General features: G+C 36.4%; 16 protein-coding genes. 13 read left to right on the top strand and 3 right to left on the bottom strand.

Features of this window, described 5'->3' with window-relative positions:
* Positions 1-192: 192 nt before the first annotated feature.
* The 8 genes from NX902_RS21115 (at position 193) to NX902_RS21080 (ending at position 8,492) form a co-directional block, all read left to right on the top strand.
* Positions 193-1,398 (top strand): ROK family transcriptional regulator, encoded by a 1,206-nt coding sequence (locus NX902_RS21115; RefSeq protein ID WP_095329749.1) that lies wholly within the window; start codon positions 193-195, stop codon positions 1,396-1,398.
* 61 nt (positions 1,399-1,459) lie between these two features.
* A complete protein-coding gene (locus tag NX902_RS21110; RefSeq protein ID WP_163185393.1) occupies positions 1,460-2,716 on the top strand; it encodes an extracellular solute-binding protein in 1,257 nt (418 codons plus the stop codon).
* A gap of 97 nt (positions 2,717-2,813) precedes the next feature.
* Positions 2,814-3,746, top strand: coding sequence for a carbohydrate ABC transporter permease (locus NX902_RS21105; RefSeq protein WP_123260953.1), 933 nt, complete (start codon positions 2,814-2,816; stop codon positions 3,744-3,746).
* Positions 3,747-3,809: 63 nt separating this feature from the next.
* Positions 3,810-4,571 carry a carbohydrate ABC transporter permease gene (locus NX902_RS21100; protein WP_095329812.1) on the top strand — a complete coding sequence of 254 codons (762 nt, stop codon included), beginning with the start codon at positions 3,810-3,812 and terminating at the stop codon, positions 4,569-4,571.
* Positions 4,572-4,620: 49 nt separating this feature from the next.
* Complete coding sequence (locus NX902_RS21095; RefSeq protein WP_095329751.1) at positions 4,621-5,634, top strand: Gfo/Idh/MocA family protein; 1,014 nt, start codon at positions 4,621-4,623, stop codon at positions 5,632-5,634.
* Positions 5,631-6,623 carry a Gfo/Idh/MocA family protein gene (locus tag NX902_RS21090; RefSeq protein ID WP_172859396.1) on the top strand — a complete coding sequence of 331 codons (993 nt, stop codon included), beginning with the start codon at positions 5,631-5,633 and terminating at the stop codon, positions 6,621-6,623. The genes NX902_RS21095 and NX902_RS21090 overlap by 4 nt, the downstream gene beginning before the upstream one ends.
* Before the next feature lie 41 nt (positions 6,624-6,664).
* Positions 6,665-7,498, top strand: coding sequence for a sugar phosphate isomerase/epimerase family protein (locus NX902_RS21085; protein ID WP_095329753.1), 834 nt, complete (start codon positions 6,665-6,667; stop codon positions 7,496-7,498).
* Positions 7,499-7,511: 13 nt separating this feature from the next.
* Positions 7,512-8,492 carry a Gfo/Idh/MocA family protein gene (locus NX902_RS21080; protein WP_172859395.1) on the top strand — a complete coding sequence of 327 codons (981 nt, stop codon included), beginning with the start codon at positions 7,512-7,514 and terminating at the stop codon, positions 8,490-8,492.
* 120 nt (positions 8,493-8,612) lie between these two features.
* On the opposite strand, the gene NX902_RS21075 is transcribed toward NX902_RS21080, so the two are convergent.
* The 3 genes from NX902_RS21075 to NX902_RS21065 all read right to left on the bottom strand — a co-directional run bounded on the left by NX902_RS21075 (position 8,613) and on the right by NX902_RS21065 (position 11,574).
* Positions 8,613-9,071 (bottom strand): DinB family protein, encoded by a 459-nt coding sequence (locus tag NX902_RS21075; RefSeq protein WP_163185397.1) that lies wholly within the window; start codon positions 9,069-9,071, stop codon positions 8,613-8,615.
* 207 nt (positions 9,072-9,278) lie between these two features.
* Positions 9,279-10,709, bottom strand: a complete 1,431-nt coding sequence (gene hpaB, locus NX902_RS21070; RefSeq protein ID WP_095329756.1) for a 4-hydroxyphenylacetate 3-monooxygenase, oxygenase component — start codon at positions 10,707-10,709, stop codon at positions 9,279-9,281.
* Positions 10,710-10,860: 151 nt separating this feature from the next.
* Positions 10,861-11,574 (bottom strand): GntR family transcriptional regulator, encoded by a 714-nt coding sequence (locus tag NX902_RS21065; protein WP_172859394.1) that lies wholly within the window; start codon positions 11,572-11,574, stop codon positions 10,861-10,863.
* A gap of 161 nt (positions 11,575-11,735) precedes the next feature.
* Here NX902_RS21065 and NX902_RS21060 point away from each other — a divergent pair, with 161 nt between their 5' ends.
* The 5 genes from NX902_RS21060 (at position 11,736) to NX902_RS21040 (ending at position 15,625) form a co-directional block, all read left to right on the top strand.
* Positions 11,736-13,148, top strand: a complete 1,413-nt coding sequence (locus NX902_RS21060; RefSeq protein ID WP_172859393.1) for a glycoside hydrolase family 1 protein — start codon at positions 11,736-11,738, stop codon at positions 13,146-13,148.
* 25 nt (positions 13,149-13,173) lie between these two features.
* Positions 13,174-14,493 (top strand): PTS sugar transporter subunit IIC, encoded by a 1,320-nt coding sequence (locus NX902_RS21055; RefSeq protein ID WP_095329759.1) that lies wholly within the window; start codon positions 13,174-13,176, stop codon positions 14,491-14,493.
* A 39-nt stretch (positions 14,494-14,532) separates the two neighbouring features.
* On the top strand, positions 14,533-14,838 hold the full coding sequence (locus NX902_RS21050; protein ID WP_095329760.1) for a PTS sugar transporter subunit IIB: 306 nt from the start codon (positions 14,533-14,535) through the stop codon (positions 14,836-14,838).
* Between the two features lie 24 nt (positions 14,839-14,862).
* Positions 14,863-15,180, top strand: a complete 318-nt coding sequence (locus tag NX902_RS21045) for a PTS lactose/cellobiose transporter subunit IIA (protein WP_095329761.1) — start codon at positions 14,863-14,865, stop codon at positions 15,178-15,180.
* Between the two features lie 163 nt (positions 15,181-15,343).
* Positions 15,344-15,625, top strand: coding sequence for an NAD(P)-dependent oxidoreductase (locus tag NX902_RS21040; protein ID WP_268877115.1), 282 nt, complete (start codon positions 15,344-15,346; stop codon positions 15,623-15,625).
* Positions 15,626-15,876 lie beyond the last annotated feature (251 nt).

Below are 15,876 nucleotides of genomic sequence, written 5' to 3'. Positions count from 1 at the left end.
CTGTTTATTTTTCTATACTTAATAACGACACTAGAAAAAGTAAGTTGATAGAATCTTCCATACACCACGATCCCCCATTCATTTCCTATAATACTCATCCTAGTCGAACTAATTTATATTTCATTTCAAGTAGAATTTTCATTTCTTTTTAAAGTCATTGGTAAAAGTAAGTAGAGGGAGAGGATTTCATTTGTGCAAAGAACAGGGGATTTAAAGCTCATACAAGAATTAAATCGATCCATTATTTTAGATACAATCCGAAAAAAAGGACCGATTTCAAGAAGTCAGGTTGCAAAAGAAATAAAAATAAGCCCTACTACCGTTACATCAGCTGTCAATGATTTAATTCGTAAAGGCATGGTAATTGAAGATGGTGTTGGTCATTCCAGTGGCGGGCGAAAGCCGGTATTGCTTCGCTTTAACCCGAGTAAGCATTCCATTATAGCGGTATCTATCACTAATTCTTATATTAAGATGGCTGATATGGACTTAGAAGGAAAAATATTAAGGAAGAACGTTCATCCAGTAAATCAGCTTCAAGGTAATGAGATTATTTTGCTTTTGATAGACTTATTGGAACAGTTTGTGGCAGGGAATGACCGATTAGAGTTTTGCGAAGGGATTTCCATCATAACTCCTGGAATTGTAGATTCCAACAACGGGATGATTGGTTATAACACCAAACTTAAGCTTTATGATGTTCCGCTAACAGAATTGATAGAAGAAAAATTTAACTTACCAACCTTTTTAGATAATGATGTAAATGCATTTGCGGTGGGAGAATATTATTTCGGTTCTTTTAACAGCTATAAAGATATCATGTATCTCACTATAGGAGATGGTGTAGGCTCCGGTTTGATGATTAATGGGACCATCTATCGTGGATTCAAAGGAAGCTCTGGAGAAATTGGGCATACAACTGTTGTCCCAGGTGGTTCAAAGTGTGAATGTGGAAACAATGGCTGTCTAGAAAACTATGTAAACTGGCCAGCTATTTATTCTAATATAGTTTCCTCCATCCTAACTAAAGGGCGTGATACGTTAATAAAAAATTTAATTGAAAATGACATCCGAAAACTTACCCCTGAAATTTTTATTGATGCAATTAAACGGAATGATAAGTTAAGTATCGAAATTCTTGATGAAATTATCAGTTATTTAGCGATTGCGATTTCTAATACGATTCACTTACTAAATCCCGAAATAATCATAATAAGTGGTGAAGTGGTACAGGATAATCCCTTATTTATCAAAAAGATAAGAGAGAAATTATCTGAAATGGTGATTCCTATATTAAAAGAGGACATAAACATTCAAAGTACTTCTTTGGGGTCGGATTTTGACTTATTGGGAGCGGCAGCGGTTATTCTTCAAGGAAAATTTCGTTTTCAATTATAAAGAGTGGATAGGTGATTTAAAGAATATTCAATCATTACTAAAGGGAAAGTGGAGGGGGATTATGAAAAAGTTATTAAGCCTTTGTATCTTTGTGTTGATCTCCATCATGCTTGTGGCATGTAGCGGGAAGTCATCGGGTGATGGAAAGAAAACGATTGAAGTTGCATTATGGGATGAAAATGTTAGTGATGCAGTTGATGCATCGATTGAGTCGTTCAAAAAAGAACATCCTGATGTGAATGTAAAAGTTACCTATACCCCGTTTGCGGAGTACTGGACAAAGTTGCGAACAAGTCTGGGCGGTGGCAGTGGCCCTGATGTTTTTTGGATGAATGGACCTAACTTTTACCAATATGTAACTTCTGATTTGATTAAAGATTTAGAACCATTTCTTCAAGGAGACGAAGAATTCGCCAAGGAAAATTATTATCCAGCCGTTGTGGATCTTTATTCCTATGAAGATAAACTATATGCTGCTCCATATTTTGTCGATTCTATTGGCCTATTTTACAACAAAAGATTGTTTGATGAAGCAGGCGTAGATTACCCTGATGAAACGTGGACTTGGGAAGACATAGAGGCAGTTGGCGAAAAGCTTACAAAACCAGATGAAGGAGTCTATGGCTATTTAAATCAAGTTGTGCGAAATCAATCAGGCTACTATAACTTAATGCATCAAGCAGGTGGTTATGTCATTAGTGAAGACAAAACAAAGTCTGGATTTGACACACCAGAAGCAAAAGAAGCATTTGCATTTTTGAATAGATTAATTGAAAAGAAGATTTCTCCGACCGTGAAGGCACAAATCGAAACAGATGCAGATCAGTGGTTCATGTCCCAGAAGGTGGCCATGACTCCAGAAATTTCTGTTCATGCAGCGGAGTATGAAGAGGTTCTTGGAGAGGATTTAGGGGTAGCGCCCCTGCCGAAAGGAAAAGTAGATACATCCATTGTCCATGGTATTGGATGGGCAATGAATAGCAAAACAAAAAATGAAGAATTAGCTTGGGAACTAATTAAAAGCTTATCTAATAAAGAAGGAACAACGGTGATGGCTAAGACAGGATTTGCTACACCAGCCCATATGGAAATTAGTAAGGTTTGGTTAGATTCTCTGCCAAATGTCGAATTACAAATATTCTTAGATGCGCTTGAAAAAGCAGTCCCTTATCCAGTTTCCGAAAAAACATCAGAATGGCAAAATATTGAAACAACGGAAATCCAAGGTGCCTTCTTAGGACAAAAATCGATTGATGAAGCTTTGGAGAAAATTGCTGCAGAAATGAATGCGATTTTGGAAGAAGAACAGAAGGATTAAGCTGGTTTTTAATGTAATTTCCCTTTTCATTGATTCCAAATGGAAAGGGAAGGGATGAAAAAAATCAAGAAAGAAGGGAGAGATACGATTGGAAACGATGGTAGTGAATAAAAAGAGTCCAGAGACTGTGGCAAGAAAGAGAAAGAAAAAGAAATTCAATCGTGAAGCTATTGCTGCTTATTTATTTATTGCTCCCACCATGATAGGGCTATTTATGTTTTATATTTTTCCTGCACTTGCCTCATTTGCTTTGTCCTTTACAAAATGGAATGGTATTTCCATGCCAGAATATGTCGGGTTAGAAAATTTGATCCAATTATTTACTGATTCTTCCTTTCTTCGTTCGATTGTTAATACAGCAGTATTTACCTTTGTTTCCGTTCCATTTACTGTCATTATTGCGATATTTATAGCAGTCATGCTGAATCAAAAAATAAAAGGCATTATCTTTTATCGTACCTTGTATTTCTTGCCAGTAGTTACGATGCCGGTCGCAGTTGGGATGGTATGGAAATGGCTATATAACACCGATTATGGCTTAATTAACTACATTCTAGGTATCTTTCATCTTCCGCAGCCATCGTGGTTATTTGACCCGAAGATTTCTTTAATATCCGTTATTATCGTCTACATATGGATGAGTGTCGGCAATAATATCATTTTAATCTTAGCGGGACTTCAGGGAATAGAAAAGACGTATTATGAAGCGGCCGACATTGACGGTGCTTCAAGGATTCGGAAGTTTTTTAGTATTACCTTACCGCTATTAACACCTACTATTTTCTTTGTTTTTATAACAGGAATGATTAGTTCCTTACAAGTATTCGACTTATTATTTGTCATGATTGGTAATAGTACAGCGCTATTAGAACCACTGCGTACGATTGTGTATGGCGTTTATGAATCAGGCTTTAAGTATGGTGAAATGGGTATTGCTTCTGCCCAAGCATTTATCTTGTTTCTTGCCATTCTATTGATGACCATTATTCAATTTATTTTCCAAAAGAAATGGGTTTATTACGATTCTTAATAAGGGGGGATTTACTTGAAGCGGGTTTCTAGACATTTACTGCTCATTATCGGAGCTTTTATCATGATTGTGCCATTTCTCTGGATGATTTCTACCTCTCTGAAATCCTTTGGAGAATCCATGCAAGTTCCGCCGACGATTATCCCTAAGGAATGGCATTTCGAGAATTATGGGAACGTCTTTGAAGCTGTGGATTTTTTAAAATACTATCTGAATACGATTATTCTCACTTTAGGTAGAACGATTGGTCAACTTGTTTTATGTTCTTTAGCTGCATTTGCTTTTGCACGTTTAAATTTTCCTGGGAAAAATGTTCTCTTTATTTTAATGCTGTCCGTGCTTATGGTACCCGCTCAAGTAATTTTAATACCAAATTATGCAACATTAACACAGCTGGGCTGGATTGACACATTCTTTGCTTTGATTGTTCCAGGCGTTTTTAGTGCCTATGGTACCTTTTTGCTGCGCCAATTCTTTATGGGCATTCCAAAAGAGTTGGATGAAGCAGCTAAAATTGATGGTTGTTCGTACTTTGGAATCTATTGGAGAATTATTTTACCAAATTCGACACCCGCCCTTACTGCTTTAGGAATCTTTACGATTCTCGCTGCATGGAATGATTTCTTATGGCCGCTTGTTATGACAAACTCTGAGTCAATGAGAGTATTGTCTGTTGGGATTTCCACTTTCTCAGGACAATATTCTACAGATTATCCGCTGTTAATGGCTGGTGCTGTCTTGTCCACGATTCCCATGCTGTTAATGTTTATTTTTCTGCAAAAGCATTTACTGGCAGGGATTGCACTTGGAGGGGTTAGAAGATAGATATTTAGAAAGAGAAAGAATTGATAAATAGAATAGGGAGTGTGTGTATATGTTAAAAGCATTAGTTATTGGCGCCGGAACGATGGGGAGTACTCATTCCTTCGCCTATTCAACCATGGATGATGTTCAATTAGTTGGAATTGTGGACAGAACCTTAGAAAAAGCGGAAGAATTGGCACGGAAATTAGGAGCTCAAGCATTTGCAAGCTATGAGGAAGCGATTGAAAGCCTTGGTGCTGTTGATGTTGTGTCCGTTTGTGTTCCCACTCCATTTCATAAGGAATATGTCAAAAAAGTAGCAGATGATTGTTTTCAAGTTGTTTGTGAGAAACCATTGGCTCGCAATTTAAAGGATGCTAAAGAAATGATCGACTATTGCAAGAAAAAGGGCGTGAAGCTTTTTGTAGGTCATGTCGTGCGTTTTTTCCCGGAATACCAGCGTGCAAAGCAAATGATAGAAGAAGGGAAAATTGGCAAGCCAGGTGTTGTAAATACGAAAAGAGGAGGCGGATTCCCATCTGCTTCTAGAGATTGGTATGCAGACTATCACAGCAGTGGTGGATTAGTGCTCGACTTAATGATTCATGATTTTGATTATCTACGCTGGTGCTTCGGTGAGGTAGAGCGAGTCTATGCCAAAAGTGCCCAAGGAAGAGCGATGGCAAAATTAGACTATGCATTAGTAACATTGCGCTTTGAAAGTGGAGTAATTGCTCATTTGGAAGGAACTTGGGCTCACCAAAATTTTGCAACAAAATTTGAAATAGCTGGAAAAGAAGGGGTTATTCACTATGATAGCTCGAAAGCAACTCCGCTTGTAAAAGGCATTAATCACAATAATACAGGTTCAGCTGGAGTCGCGGTGCCCGAAAGTCCATTAAAAGAAAATCCATATATAACAGAATTAAAACATTTTATTTCATGTATCAAGAATAAGGAGGAGCCGATAGTGACTCCTCTAGATGCTTATAAAGCAATGGAAATTGCGTTAGCTGCTATTGAGTCATTAAAGGAAGGAAAAGTAGTAGAATTGCGTAAACAAGAAATGGAGGTAAAACGATGAGAGTAGGAATTATTAGTTTTGCTCATGGTCATGCGTACGCCTATGCAGAGGCATTAAAGAAAAGCAAAGGAGTAGAGTTAGTAGGAATCGCAGATGACCAGGAGATTCGCGGTGCAGAAGTAGCGAAGAAATACAGTACCAATTACTATTCAAACTATGAAGATCTTTTAGACCAAGATATAGATGCTGTCATCATTACTTCCGAAAATTATAAGCATCATGAACATGTGCTTGCAGCAGCGAAGAAAGGAAAACATGTTTTATGCGAAAAGCCGATTGCGACAAATAGGAAGGATGCATTGGAAATGATGGAAGTTTGCAAAGAAAATAATGTATTCCTACAAATTGCTTTTCCTGTACGCTTTAGTACACCAATAGTAAAAGCGAAACACATTATCGAGACAGGAGAACTTGGCAGTATTATTGCTATAAAAGGAACGAATCGCGGCACTAACCCGGGCGGCTGGTTTGTAGACAAAGAAAAATCAGGCGGCGGCGCCGTAATGGATCATACAGTTCACCTTGTGGATATTATGCGATGGTATATGAATTCAGATGTGAAAGAAGTATATGCAGAAGTAGATAATCTCTTTTCTGATTATGAGATAGATGATTGTGGGATCGTAACAATGGAATTTGAAAACAATGTGTTTGCTTCAATTGATTGTAGCTGGTCAAGAAATAAGACATTCCCAACATGGGGAGACGTTACATTAGAAATAATCGGGACGAAAGGAACATTGTCAGTAGATGCCTTTGCGCAGAAAAGTGAGCTGTACAGTGCAGAGGGAGCAAAATGGGATTATTGGGGAGATGATATGAACCAAGCTCTTGTAGAAGACTTTGTTACAAATGTGCAAAAGGGAATTGCACCTACTATAACAGGAGAAGATGGTCTAAAAGCAATGGAGGTTGCTCTGGCAGGCTATGAATCTGCGCAAAGCAAAAGGCCTGTTTTGATAGAAAAAATTGAATCGAATAATCAATAGAGATAGCTCTATGCAGGGATGCTATTTAGGGAGGAATAAAGATGCTAAAGGGGATTAATCAGTGGTGTTATCCCGATGATACACCATTAGAGATGGTATTTAAGTACAGTCGTGATGCAGGCTTTGATGCAATAGAGCTTAATGTAAGTATAGATGGCATTGGGCTTACGATGAATACGTCTAGAGAAGAAGCAAAACGAATTCGGAAAATGGCAGAGCATTATCGTTTACGCTTAAGCAGTATTTCTACGAATCTATTATGGAAGTTCCCTCTTTCTCATTATGATGAAAAGGTACGGGAACAAGGGAGAAAAGTTATTGAAAAACAAATAGAATTAGCCGGATATATTGGGGCAGACACTGTTTTAGTTGTCCCAGGGGTAGTTAATGAAGAAACGTCTTACCTTGATTGTTATAGGCGCAGTCAAGATGAGTTAAGAAAAGTTCTGCCATTAGCTGAAAAACACAATATTCATGTGGGAATCGAAAACGTATGGAATAAATTTTTGCTATCTCCACTCGAAATGGCCAGGTATATTGATGAGTTCCATTCCGATTATATTGGTGCTTATTATGATGTCGGCAATGCATTACAATATGGCTATCCAGAACAATGGATTTCCATATTAGGAGAGCGAATCCGAAAAGTTCATGTTAAGGATTTTAAATTGAACGTTGGGAATATTACTGGCTTTGTTCCATTATTAGCTGGGGATGTAAATTGGGAAAAAGTGTACCAAGCATTAAAGAACATAGGCTATAAGGATACAGTAACCGCTGAAATACCAGCCTATGCATTTGGGCCAGAGTATCTTGCCCAAGATACCTCCAAGCATCTGGATGTCGTGTTAAATCTGAAAAAGGTTAGTCCTTAGAGGAGTGTCCGCTATGAGAAAAGTTCGTGTAGGCTTTATAGGTGTCGGGGGAATTGGATCCGTACATTTGAAGAATATTGCTTTGATTGAACAGGCAGAAATGGCAGCGGTATGTGATATATCCGAAGACCAAGCAACAGCTGTAGGGAAGAAATATCAAATTCCAGCATATACAGATGTAGACAAGATGATGGAAGAGACTGCATTGGATGCACTTTTTATATGTGTCCCTCCATTTGCCCATGGAGATATCGAGGAAAAGGCTGCTAAAAAGGGCATTCATATTATGGTAGAAAAACCTGTTGGATTAAATTTGGATAATGTAAAGAGAAAATCTGCGGTTATTAAAGCTTCTGGGATTATTTGTGCTACAGGATACTGTTTACGGTACTTAGATACAGTGGCAAAAGCAAAAGAGTATCTACAAGGCAAACAAATTGCGATGGTTAACAGCTATTATTTAACAAAATTTGTTCCAACTCCATGGTATCGGGAACAATCCAAATCAGGTGGACAATTAGTAGAACAAGCCACACATATTTTGGATTTAATTCGCTATTTAGCAGGAGATATAGATAAAATCTATGCAAATATGAATCTATTGGTTTCAAAGGATATTCCTCATATTGATATACCAGATGTCACTTCGGTCAATTTCACTTTAAGGAACGGGGCAATCGGCCAATTAGGCTGCTCTTTTATACAACCAGATCACCGGATGGGTCTAGAAATTTTAGGGAAGAATTTCCGTGTTGCTTTTAACGGTTCCAATATAACGATTACAGATGAATTTTCAACTACTACGTATCGACCAAAGTTGAATTATTATGAGGCCCAGGATCGAGCTTTCATTAAAGCGATTGCTGCCAATCAGCCAGAATTAATCCTGTCATCCTATGAAAATGGTGTTCAAACATTAGCTGCTACCCTTGCTACAAATGATTCTCATGAAAATGGAGAGCCTATTTCTTTAAGTAATTATTATTCTTTGTAAAAAGATTTCTATTGATAAAATGACAATATGACTTTTTTAGATTGACTTCCTATTTATAACCCCGTTCTAAAAGGAGAACGGGGTTATAAATATAGCAGATTTTAATGTGTGTCTTTTCTTTTAATAAGATTTTTCGATTAAGATTTGAGAGTGAATATGGTGTTCCATATGCTCATGATAATCTTGTATCAGCCACTCTAGTGTTTTATGCTGATTATTTCCTATGTCGCAAAGATTGGAAAGCTTTTCGACTGGGATGTTTTTTACAATGTGAATAATTTGTTTGTTGAGTGTTTGAAAAAGATTTATCATTTCATCAAGTGGTCTATCCTGATAATTTTGCATCTTAACCCAATGATTTTGGCCATATGATTGAATAGCATACACCGGTTCTTCATATTGAATTTTGATAAACCTTTCTATATTATTTATCGCTGAATCACAAAGATGCCCTAAAATTTCTTTTTTTGACCACTTGTTTGGCAAGGGACGATGAGAAGAACTATTTTCAGACATAGAGTTGAATTCTTCTGGTAATCTTTTTATCCAATAATTTATTCCCTCCATAACCTTTTGCATGATTCTATTCCTCCTTTTTTAAAAATTTAATATTCGATTGCCATCTGTAATAATCCTTTATTGTTCCTGAGTTAAAGTATGCCAGGATTTATTGACGAAAATAATGCGACGGCTGAATTTGGGAGGAAAAGGGAAGGGCGCTCATTAGTTATTAACCTTATGCAGAAGTGCTGCCCATATGTAGTCATTTGGGCAGCCGTTGATAATTCAGTCTGTCAAAAATTCATTAATTCTCTCTACATAATTACTTTTAGGGTAGTTATTATATAAAAATCCAGAAAGACGGACAGGATCACCAAAAAAATATCTTTCATATTGTGTCTGTCTTGTGCCGAAGGAGCTCATTGTTAAATCCCAAGCTAATCGAAAGATTTTATTGCGCTCATCTGCAGATCTGCACGTTGCTTGAAGATATTGATTTAAATCTTTCCCAACTTCTGAGTGAAACATTTTCTCTGTTGGCAGTGATACTAAACCGCTTGCGCCAATTAGTTGAAGGATTTCGGAAAAACGAGGATAAATTTTCGGGAAAATATTACTAGCAACTAGCAGGATGGTTTTGTTTGGAATCATAAATCCTTGGTCATTTAAGAGAGCATCGTTCTCTGCTTTTTCTAATAGTGCTTTCAACGTTTCTAATCCAATAATGATTTCTGCCATCTTTTCTTGGATGTGTTGATATTCGCCTACGTCAATCGTATTTATCATATTTTCCGCTAAGCCCAAAATAAACTCTGTTTTGACAATTTGCCTAGTAATAACTTGATGATAAGCAAATGAATTAAAAGAGCTTTGAGTTAAAAACATACTTGCGGTTTCTAGATCTTCATGGAAAAAAACACGTTCCCATGGAACAAGGACGTTATCAAATACAACAATAGAATCCATTTCTTCGAATCGTGAGCTTAATGGATAATCAATAGTAGATTCTCCTCCTACATAGGACTCTCTGCAGAGAAACTTTACTCCTTTAGTGTCTGAAGGTATTGCAAATGCAAATGCTTCCTCTTTTGCAAATCTGGGCGCCCCAAAAACCAAAAGTTCATCTGTAAGGCCTCCCTGTGTGGCTAGGAGCCGCGCTCCTTTAATAATTAGCCCCTTATTATTTTTCTCGATTATTTGGGCAGAGATTGGCTCGTTGGAATACTCTAGATACATACTCGAGCGATTAACTTGAGGAGTTATAAAAGTATGGGTAAAACTAAGATCCTTTTCTCTTGCCGATTCGTATAAGGATTGGATATGTTTTGGATAACAATTTTCCTTTCCTTCTAAAAGGGAAGCAGAAGTGGCAAAACTCATGATTACTGTATTTAAATAATCTGGGCTCCGTCCCATCATTCCTGCTGTTTCCTTAGCCCACCGTTCGATCATCCTTCTTCTTTTTCGCAAATCCTCTTTTGTCTTTGGCTGTAAGTATGACATACCTATAGAGTCCCCAGATAATGGGGACAAGAAAGTCATTTCCTCCTTTAAGTTAGGCTGACATTGTAAATCATAAAGAGAAGCTTTTGAATGTAGTATCCCTTTAAAAGCAGGATGGTTAGAGAGATCCTGGACTTTTTCCCCATCTAACCAAATTTCTGTAGATAAACTGCTGATTCGTGATAAATATGTCTTTCCATTCACTATTCCCATTTTTTTCTTCTCCCTTATTCATTAATAAAATGGATATAAACTATTTTATTATTTTATTAATGAATATAGTCCTCAGTTCTGGTTAAATGGGTAAAGATTGGAAATTTCCTTCTGATTTGGGATACTCCACACCTGCCCTCTTATTTCCTACTTAGTTATGAACAAAAACTGTTTCAAAAACAAAACTCTCGTGCAGATGGCGTGTGATGGAGTATTCGAATATTCTTCCATCTTCTAACTGAGCTAATTTTTCGATTTCCATCATGAAGGAGTTGTCTGGAATCTTTAGTAAAGAAGTATCTTCACTATTTGCTTTGTCTCCTCTAATCCAGACATGGGTGCTATGCGTTTTCAGCTTTAATTCCTCGCGTATATAATTATAGATGGATCCTTCTAGATGTTTTGGCTCTAGTCCAGTAATAATAGATAAAGGCATGTAAGTATGTTCCAGCGAATAAGGCTTATTATTAATATGCCGTGTTCGAATAATTCGATAAATATATTCGTCATCAATCTCAAGTTTTTTGGCAATTTCTAAGGACGGTTTTTCGATCGAAAAAAGAATGATTTTTGAGGAAATATTTTCTTTTCCAACAATGTTAGATAAACCTTCTGATGGACCTAATGCAATAGCTCCTCCATTAGTAGAAACCCCTTTTACATAAGTTCCGGAACCTCTACGTCTAACAACCATTCCTTCTTTTACAAGAATATCTAATGCTTTTTTTACTGTCAGTTTACTGCATTGGTAATAATCAGCAAGCGTATCCCCGTCAGGTAACTTTTCATTTATTTCATATTCGTTATTATTTATCATATCTCTAATATCTGTATATATTTCCATATATTTAGGTAACTGACTCAAGTTAAATCCTCCATTTTATAACGGTTTTCATAATAAGTATACCATACAGTTAAAAACAAGTATATAAATCACAAAAGATATATACTTTTCATTAAAAGTATTTACTTATATTAAAAAGAGTGTTATAGTTTGTTCGTAAAGGAAAGAGGGAGGCATTTATTATGAAAGAAATGTTAACGTTTCCGAGTGGTTTTTGGTGGGGAACGGCTTGGTCAGCTGAGCAAGCAGAAGGTAGAGGTAATACAGGAAAAGCTGAAACAGTTTGGGAACATTGGTTTAAAACGGAACCATCACGTTTTTATCAGGGGATTGGACCTGAAGTAACAACTGATCATATAAATCGATACAAGGAAGATATTCAATTAATGAAGGAAACAGGGCATAATTCTTTCCGTATTTCCATCTCATGGGCAAGGATGTTTCCAGATGGTGGAGTAGGAGAAAGAAATCCAAAGGCTATTTCTTTCTATCGAAACCTTTTGACTGAAATGAATGAAAACGGTATCAAACCTTTTGCTAATCTTTATCATTTTGATATGCCGTATGTACTTCAAGAAAAGGGAGGATGGGAATCACGTGAAGTGGTTGAAGCATATGTAAATTATGCAGCTGCTTGTTTTGAAGAGTTTGGTGATTTGGTTTATCATTGGTTCACCTTTAATGAGCCGTTAGGACCAATTTTAGGAAGTTATTTAGAAGATTTTCATTATCCAAATTTAGTAGATTTCAAGCGTGGCGCACAGGCAGCATTTAATACTATATTGGCACATGCGAAGGCTATTCAATCTTTTAAGGAAAAGCAACTGCCTTCTAAGATAGGAGTAATATTAAACTTAAGTCCAACTTATCCGAGAAGCCAAAATGAGTTTGATGTAGAAGCAGCTGAAATTGCGGATGCCTTTTATACAAGAAGCTTTTTAGACCCCATGGTTAAAGGAACATTTCCAAAGAAATTGGTAAAAATATTGCAGGAATATAACCAGATGCCTTTATATGAAGAGAACGATTTAAAAGTAATTGCGGAAAATACTTCTCAAATTTTAGGGTTGAATTATTATGAACCAAGAAGAGTGAAGGCACGCCTGACAGAAATTAATAAAAAAAGCCCTTTTTTACCCGAATGGTTTTTTGAACTTCATAATATGCCAGGGAAAAAAATGAATGTGTACCGCGGATGGGAAATTTATGAAAAGGGTATCTATGATCTATGTATAGACATTAGAGATAATTACGGTAATATAGAAGCTTTTATATCTGAAAATGGTATGGGGGTAGCGAATGAAGAACGATTTCTTAATGAGCATGGACAAATTATCGATGAGTATCGAATTGAGTTTATTAAAGATCATCTCGCCTATGTCCATAAAGCCATTCAAGCAGGCTGCCATATCAAAGGATATCATTTATGGACATTTATTGATTGCTGGTCATGGATTAATGCTTATAAAAATCGATATGGACTAGTTTCTCTTAATTTAGAGACACAAGAAAGAACAATCAAGAAAAGTGGAGAATTTTATAAAAAAATGAGCAAGGACAACGGATTTGAGTACGAAACGAGTAAATTAGGATAAATAAAATAAAAAGGGTGGATAGATCATGAATAACTCAACAAAGCAAGGTATTGCAGATCGGTTTGCTTTTGTTGCACAAAAATTAGGAGCGCAGATTCATCTAAGAAGTTTGCGTGATGCCTTTGCATCGATTATGCCATTTATGATACTAGCTGGATTTATGACTCTAATTAATTATGTTATTTTAGAGCCAACTGGTTTTATGGGAAATTTGGTTAATCCTGATACTTTAACAACTTGGCAATCTATTGGGGTATCCATTGCTAACGGTACACTGAATATCATGACACTTTTAGTAGCTGTTGCCATTTCTTATCATCTATGTGTAAATAGGGGATATAAAAATGTAATAGCTCCAATCTTAGTTGTACTTTCTACAATGATAGTAGTTACACCATTGACAACGACTTTTTCACCAGAAGGATCAACCGAAAGCTTTCTTGTTTCTAATGTGATTCCTGTAAGTTATACAAGCGCATCAGGGATGTTTGTTGGAATTATCGTAGGGCTGCTTGCAACCGATTTATTTATAAAATTATCTTCAAATAAAAAAATGCAAATCAATATCAGTGGAAATATACCACCGGCAGTTATTAAATCTTTTAATGTGTTAATTCCAATTATGGTGAATGTTATCATCTTTGCAGTTGCATCCTTTTTATTAAATCAATTATTTAATATGGATTTTAATACTTTAATATCCACCATTATTACTAAGCCGTTAAGCTATGTGACAACCAGTTTACCAGGGTTCTTATTAATTACTTCTATCGCTAATTTATTTTTTGGATTCGGTATCCATCAGGCAGTTATTTCTGGAGCACTTTTGGATCCTTTTTTATTACAAAACATGCAAGATAATATGTTAGCATACGCTAATCATCAAGAGATACCCCATATAATTAATATGGCTTTTAAAGATACCTTCGCTGTTATGGGGGGATCGGGAAATACGATTTCATTGTTAATTGCCATTTTTATTTTTAGTAGACGTAAGGATTATAGAGATATATCGAAAATGTCCTTAACACCTTCTATCTTTAATATTAGTGAACCAATTATATTTGGGCTACCAATTGTATTTAACCCAATGTTAATCATTCCATTTGTTCTTGCTCCAATTTTTTCTTTATCAGTTGCCTATTTTGCGACAGCTGTAGGTTTAATAAATCACGTGGTTGTTCAAACCCCATGGACTACGCCACCGATTATTTCAGGATTCCTAGCTACAGGAGGTGACTGGCGAGCATCTATATTACAATTATTAATAATCATCATAACAGTATTTATGTATCTGCCATTTTTGAAAATAGATGAGAGAGTAAGTGCCATGCAGAATAAATAAGGAAATAAAACAGTCTATTCTATAGGAGGAGTGGTTTGTATGAAAAATATTTTATTAGTATGTAATCAAGGAATGTCTACAAGTTTTTTAGTAGAAAAAATGAAGCAGGCGGCAAAAGACCAGAGCATGGAGGTAAATATTTGGGCAGTTTCAGATGCAGAATTACATGAAAACTGGGAAAAAGCAGATATTATTTTATTGGGACCACAGGTAGGATATTTAAAAAGCAATACAGAGAAAGTAGTCGGTAATAGTATTCCTGTTACTGTCATTGATTTTGTTGATTATGGAAGAGTAAACGGAGCGGCAGTTCTGGAGACCGCTTTAGAAATGATAGAAAAATAGTTTATTAGATGGCGAGGGATAGGAATGGAAGGAATAGAACTAATTGCTTTTCAAATCATTGGGAATGTAGGAATGGCGAAGACAAAGTTTATAGAAGCACTAGCTCAAGCGAAAAATGGTGATTTTTCCAGTGCAGCTTCATTGATGAAGGAAGGATCAGACCTTTTGGTTGAAGGTCATAAAATTCATGGTGAATTAATTAAAAATGAGGCTGCGGGTAATAAAACAGAATTCTCCATTTTATTAATGCATGCAGAAGATCAATTTATGAGTACAGAAACAATTAAATTGCTCATTGCGGAAATGATTGAATGGAGGAAAGAACTAAGTATCGCTAACTGAAGTTGCCAATAAAAGATTTATTTTGAAGCATTTGCTAAGTAGGATAACTATATATTTCGAGACTTTCTAAGAGGGGGACAGATTTTTTGGTACCCCTTTTTTCACTCAATCAAATGGTCCCCATTTCCTACGCCATTGTTTTTAACCAATAGCTTACAATAGCTTGAGACTTCTAAGCACATCGGACATAGTCAGTGTACATGTACCTTTGAATCAGCAAACCAAACACCTGATCAATAAAGCTGCATGCCTGGATGTTTTTGAATCCGAACCGCTTCCTATTGACAGTGAGCTCCGGAATCTGGGTAATGTGATACTTACTCCCCATACAGCAGGAATGCCTGATGGTCGGAAATTTCATAAAAAAAGATATGACTTCTTTATAAAGAATATAAAACGTATAGAAAATGGAGAAGAGCCTGTTAGCAAGCTCAATCAGTTATAATCTGTTTGGTTTATAAATATGTGCTACCGACACGCTACTCCGAGAAAATTAGGTGTTCCGACAATTACGGACGATGCGGTAGCCAGTCAGGATAACCACAACAAATCTTTTATTCCTTCTAAATAATGAAAAGGGGACGCGGCAGTACCCCTGAGTGGCCAGATTCTTCGCAAGCTTCACTAGATAGCAGCCGTACTATCCTCTTTACATTTCTATTATTTTAAAATTATTGGTGCTACTTCCTCTTGAAG

Origin of the sequence: Niallia sp. FSL W8-0954, assembly GCF_038005605.1 — a bacterium.
GTDB lineage: Bacteria > Bacillota > Bacilli > Bacillales > Cytobacillaceae > Niallia > Niallia circulans_A.
Note: the sequence above shows the minus strand (reverse complement) of the source record. Positions and strands in the feature narration are given on the sequence as shown.

Excerpts from the sequence above, each read along its gene's own strand:
- NX902_RS21095 (WP_095329751.1), top strand. The coding sequence starts at position 4,621 with ATGTTAAAAGCATTAGTTATTGGCGCCGGAACGATGGGGAGTACTCAT.
- NX902_RS21045 (WP_095329761.1), top strand. The coding sequence starts at position 14,863 with ATGGAAGGAATAGAACTAATTGCTTTTCAAATCATTGGGAATGTAGGA.
- NX902_RS21090 (WP_172859396.1), top strand. The coding sequence starts at position 5,631 with ATGAGAGTAGGAATTATTAGTTTTGCTCATGGTCATGCGTACGCCTAT.
- NX902_RS21100 (WP_095329812.1), top strand. The coding sequence starts at position 3,810 with ATGATTGTGCCATTTCTCTGGATGATTTCTACCTCTCTGAAATCCTTT.
- NX902_RS21080 (WP_172859395.1), top strand. The coding sequence starts at position 7,512 with ATGAGAAAAGTTCGTGTAGGCTTTATAGGTGTCGGGGGAATTGGATCC.
- NX902_RS21055 (WP_095329759.1), top strand. The coding sequence starts at position 13,174 with ATGAATAACTCAACAAAGCAAGGTATTGCAGATCGGTTTGCTTTTGTT.
- NX902_RS21085 (WP_095329753.1), top strand. The coding sequence starts at position 6,665 with ATGCTAAAGGGGATTAATCAGTGGTGTTATCCCGATGATACACCATTA.
- hpaB (WP_095329756.1), bottom strand. The coding sequence starts at position 10,709 with ATGGGAATAGTGAATGGAAAGACATATTTATCACGAATCAGCAGTTTA.
- NX902_RS21060 (WP_172859393.1), top strand. The coding sequence starts at position 11,736 with ATGAAAGAAATGTTAACGTTTCCGAGTGGTTTTTGGTGGGGAACGGCT.
- NX902_RS21105 (WP_123260953.1), top strand. The coding sequence starts at position 2,814 with ATGGTAGTGAATAAAAAGAGTCCAGAGACTGTGGCAAGAAAGAGAAAG.
- NX902_RS21075 (WP_163185397.1), bottom strand. The coding sequence starts at position 9,071 with ATGCAAAAGGTTATGGAGGGAATAAATTATTGGATAAAAAGATTACCA.
- NX902_RS21110 (WP_163185393.1), top strand. The coding sequence starts at position 1,460 with ATGAAAAAGTTATTAAGCCTTTGTATCTTTGTGTTGATCTCCATCATG.
- NX902_RS21050 (WP_095329760.1), top strand. The coding sequence starts at position 14,533 with ATGAAAAATATTTTATTAGTATGTAATCAAGGAATGTCTACAAGTTTT.